3 protein-coding genes are annotated in these 4425 nt (G+C 36.4%); all 3 read left to right on the top strand.

What is annotated here, in order from left to right; genetic code table 11:
* Positions 1-378: 378 nt before the first annotated feature.
* The 3 genes from BDR01S_RS24215 (at position 379) to BDR01S_RS24205 (ending at position 4170) form a co-directional block, all read left to right on the top strand.
* On the top strand, positions 379-1392 hold the full coding sequence (locus tag BDR01S_RS24215) for a LacI family DNA-binding transcriptional regulator (RefSeq protein WP_066363388.1): 1014 nt from the start codon (positions 379-381) through the stop codon (positions 1390-1392).
* Between the two features lie 766 nt (positions 1393-2158).
* Positions 2159-2929 (top strand): MBL fold metallo-hydrolase, encoded by a 771-nt coding sequence (locus BDR01S_RS24210; RefSeq protein ID WP_066255811.1) that lies wholly within the window; start codon positions 2159-2161, stop codon positions 2927-2929.
* Positions 2930-3330: 401 nt separating this feature from the next.
* The gene (locus tag BDR01S_RS24205; RefSeq protein WP_066255808.1) at positions 3331-4170 is read left to right on the top strand and encodes an SDR family NAD(P)-dependent oxidoreductase; all 840 of its coding nucleotides are present in this window, start codon (positions 3331-3333) and stop codon (positions 4168-4170) included.
* Positions 4171-4425: the final 255 nt, after the last annotated feature.

Raw genomic sequence — 4425 nt, 5'->3', positions numbered from 1 at the left:
TGCAAGGCCAGTGGGACTGACCCCGAATTTTGTGCCATTGGGATAGGGGGTTCGGACTCAACTCCGAAAGTTAAGTTATTATATTTTAAAAATACTTGAAGGCAATAGAAAAACGACAAGGCTTATCGAACATGTTTCTTTAACATTTCAATTAATTTTTTTGCATGAAGAATGATGAATTGTTTTTCTTTCCCCTTTGATATTGGAAATAGGTAAGCCATTATTAATAAGACTTGGATATTAGATTGCGAACTATGAATGAAGTAGTCAGCGGTCTTAAAAGATATTGGATAGATATAGGAGGAAATAGACTAATTTTGTAGAATTATAACAATAGTAAAAAAGATGAGGAAACGTTTCCACAAGGAGATGATCATGATGGTAACAATAAAAGATGTCGCTAGGGAAGCTAAAGTTTCAATTTCTACTGTATCGAGAGTACTAAATATGAGTGGGTATACAAGTGAAAAAACGAAAGAAAAAGTTCTTTATGCAGTTAAAAAACTTGGTTATACAGGGAGCCTAGTTGCTGCTGCAATGATCAAGAAACAAACATTAACCCTTGGTTTAATCATACCCGATATTAAAAATATTTTTCATTCGGATCTGACTAGAGCAGTAGAAGATGGAGCAAATAGTCATGGGTTTAACATTTTTTTATGTAATACTGATAACAATTTACAAAAAGAAGTAGAGTATATACACCTATTGATTGCAAAGGGAGTCGATGGGATCATTTTTTCATCTCCAGAAGTTAAGGATAAAAATATAAAAGAAGTGAAGGAAAAATTTCCCGATCTTCCTATTGTTATTTTAGGAAGCAAATTCCACAACTTAACTATTAATGAAATATTAGTTGATAATTTTGATGGTGGATATAGAGCGACGAGTCATCTTCTGGAATTAGGGCATAAGGATATTGCATTTATTTCTGGGGGAATTGATTCTTATTCATCAATTGAAAGGCATAAAGGATACAAATTTGCATTGAATGAAAGTGGAATTCCTATAAATGACGATTTTGTTATTTTTGACAGGTTTTATATTGAAAGTGGGTACAAAAATGCATTGAAATTGTTACAAAAAAACAAAAGACCTACAGCAATATTTGCTGGAAGCGACAGTATTGCTGTGGGGATCTATAAAGCTGCAAGGGAGCTTAATCTTAAAATTCCCGAACAATTGTCAGTTGTTGGTTTTGATGATTCTCAATATGCAGAAATTTTGTCTCCTATGCTGACAACTATTCATACACCTATTAAAGAAATGGGACAAAGGGCAATTGAAATCATTGTTAAATCAATTAAGGAAAAGAAAATATTTAAAGAGACGCTTGTTCTTTATCCAACTCTTGTTGAAAGAGAATCAACTATGGCGGTTCATAGTAAGTAATGAGTTAAAGAATCTGAACATAGATGATTCAGAAAAATTTTTCAAATAATTGATTTTGAATTTCTATAAATATATTTAATTGAATTTTCGAAAAAGTCTTGAAAACGATTTGTTAGGTATGTATAATTAGTTTTAGGTGATGGAAACGTTTCCACAAAGTGTAGTATTCCTAACCATGTATTTTGCTTATTTTTTTAATGAAAGCGAATTACAATGTGTAATAGTAAACCGAATGAAGAATTACGGCATATATGCATTTTTCCAGTAGTTGAAAGAGGCGAATAATGTAAAATTAATTTGGAATTTCTATAAATGTATTCTATAAATATATTTTTGTAAATTTTCAAAAAATATTGAGTATTGTTTGCCAAGCGAAAATAATTCGTTTAAATGTGGAAACGTTTCCAGTAGTTTTAATAATCTTACCCATGTATTTGCTTAAGAAGCCTATAATGTAACAGACCTTCATGGAACTTCAGCAACCAGTATTTCATTGTTTCTCGATTAAATGTAAATGCAAATCGGGAAACGATGAATATTCCTCATAGTCCATTGAATTTATGAGATTTTGTCCATTAGGATAATTTATTTGTAAATTTACTCTTCATATCTGAATCCAAAAATATTAGCTTTACTTTTCTGACAAGTGTAATTTTAATTTTCGGAATAATCATAATCTTTTGATATGTCATTGGAATACATCTTCGATTTCTTTGCTTGTTTTTCAAAATGTGAAACTTGAGTACTAAGGTGGAAGGGGATTGTAATGTTTGACTATAACATATTTATCCAAGGATTTCCCGGAAAGTCTTCAACCCACGGAGGGCTTGGATGGAGTACGGTTACCCTGTTGTCCCAAAATGACCAGAATATTATTATTGATGTCGGCAGTTTTGGTGTCAGGCCACTTTTATTAAGCAGGCTGCGTGACAAAGGGTTAACTCCAAATGACATATCAATGGTTTTATTGACTCATACGCATTGGGACCATTGTGTAAATTGGACTTTGTTTCCTAATGCGACCATTGTAGTGGGTCGAGTGGATATGAATTGGGCTATAAATGAACCACCTGGGGGATGGCATGTACCTGAACTGTATGTGAAGGAATTAAATTGTTCCTCACAAATAAGGTTAGTCGACAATCTTGAGGAAGTTGTTCCTGGTATTGTTGCTCATCAAACTAAAGGCCATACACCAGGTCACATGGCATACATTGTAGACAATGGTGAGTATGATTTGTTATTTAGTGGGGATGCAGCTAAAAATAGGGCTGAACTTTTATCATGCAATGTAGACATGACGTTAAATTTAGTAGAAAGCCAAAGTTCAATTGATTATTTATGGAGTCTGTGGAAAAAAAAGACAGGTAGTATTTTGGTGCCTGGACACGATATACCTATGAAACTTGTTAACGGGAAGCCAATGTATCTCTATAAAAGGGAAGCCGATTTACAATATTGGTGTTCTGATACCTTGGAGGATTATACCACTATAACATTGGAGCAGGGTTTAGAGTTCTCTATAAATGGTAAATAGGAATAACTAGTTATTTATAGATATAAGGGGCGGGTGAAACATTATATATTTTAAGATATTAGGGAGGTGATACAAATGGTTTAAATCAATTCAAAGAACAGGATCGAAAGGTATTTGTTGAAAATAGACTTTTGTTTTAACCAATTGCAGAAGCATGTCGACCAGAAATGAATTGATTAAGCCTCGAATTAAAGGGGATTTAAAAAACCTGAAAATTTAATTTCCTATCTTCCCTAATCAAGAGATTAAAAGGGCTTACATACTAGAATCTCATAAGTTAGCAGATTAGCATTTTTATTAAAGTGAAAGTGGAAGAATCATGGTGAAACAAGTAAGTCGTTTGTCAACCCAACTTTGACCAAACACATTAAAAACTGAAATTAGATGGGGTGTGAATAAAATTGAGAGATAGATTAAAGCAGCGTGTTGTCGTGACCGGTGGCTCAAAGGGACTCGGCCGAGGTATCGCCCTAGCTTTCGCTGAGATTGGTGCGTCGGTAGTTATCGCTGATGTTGACACTGACGCTGGAAAGCGATGTGTGCAGGAGATCGTCGATTCGGGGGGGGAAGGCCTATTTGTATACACGGATGTCTCGTCAAGCGACGATGTGAAAAGACTCTTTGAGGAAGCCAACCATTTCCAACGTGGTATAGATGTGCTCGTTAACAATGCAGGCATTGGTCACGGCCCACTCTCGGAAAGACACTTTCTAAAAACAGACTTCGGTATGTGGGAGAACCTAATGAATATACACATTAATGGTCTTTACCACTGTAGCCAAATGGCTGCAAAAGCTATGGTTCACCAAGGTGAAGGCGGGGTCATTATCAATATGAGTTCTGGAGGAGCTACACGCGCACATCGAAATCGTGTCGCTTACGACGCGACGAAAGGTGCTATCGAGGCTGCTACCCGAGCAATGGCACTTGATCTGGCCCCATGGAAAATCCGAGTTAATGCCGTGATGCCTGGTGCCATCTGGGTTGAAAACCGAACCGCTGTAGGGGAAGAGTCGTCGCCCGACCATCTCATTCCACTTGGCAGGCTCGGAATGCCTCAAGACGTTGGCCAGGGTGTTCGTTTCTTGGCGTCACCGGAAGCTTCTTACATCACAGGCCATGTCCTAGCCATCGATGGTGGACTCACAGCTCAGCTTCGGGCCCCAAGTATGGATGCCGATGTTGCACTGTCTATCGACGAAATCGAATTAGGTGTGGCTTCAACTGGCATCAAAAAATAAATGTGTGCTCGTATGAAACTCAACATGCACCAGTAGAAGATTCATAGGAATGTGCAAATGATTGGGATATTGGGATCTCAATCAGTATGACAAGAAGTCAACCATGTTAAATATATGAAAAAATATAAGATTTATATAATAAGGAGGAATTTGTTATGAAAACGTCATTTACTAATATTTTCGGAGTAGAAAAACCAGTATTGGGGATGGTTCACTTAGGACCACTACCTGGATCACCACTTTACGGTGGGAACA

Source organism: Neobacillus drentensis NBRC 102427, from assembly GCF_001591445.1.
GTDB classification, from domain to species: Bacteria; Bacillota; Bacilli; order Bacillales; family Cytobacillaceae; genus Neobacillus; species Neobacillus drentensis.
Note: the sequence above shows the minus strand (reverse complement) of the source record. Positions and strands in the feature narration are given on the sequence as shown.

Excerpts from the sequence above, each read along its gene's own strand:
- BDR01S_RS24215 (WP_066363388.1), top strand. The coding sequence starts at position 379 with ATGGTAACAATAAAAGATGTCGCTAGGGAAGCTAAAGTTTCAATTTCT.
- BDR01S_RS24210 (WP_066255811.1), top strand. The coding sequence starts at position 2,159 with ATGTTTGACTATAACATATTTATCCAAGGATTTCCCGGAAAGTCTTCA.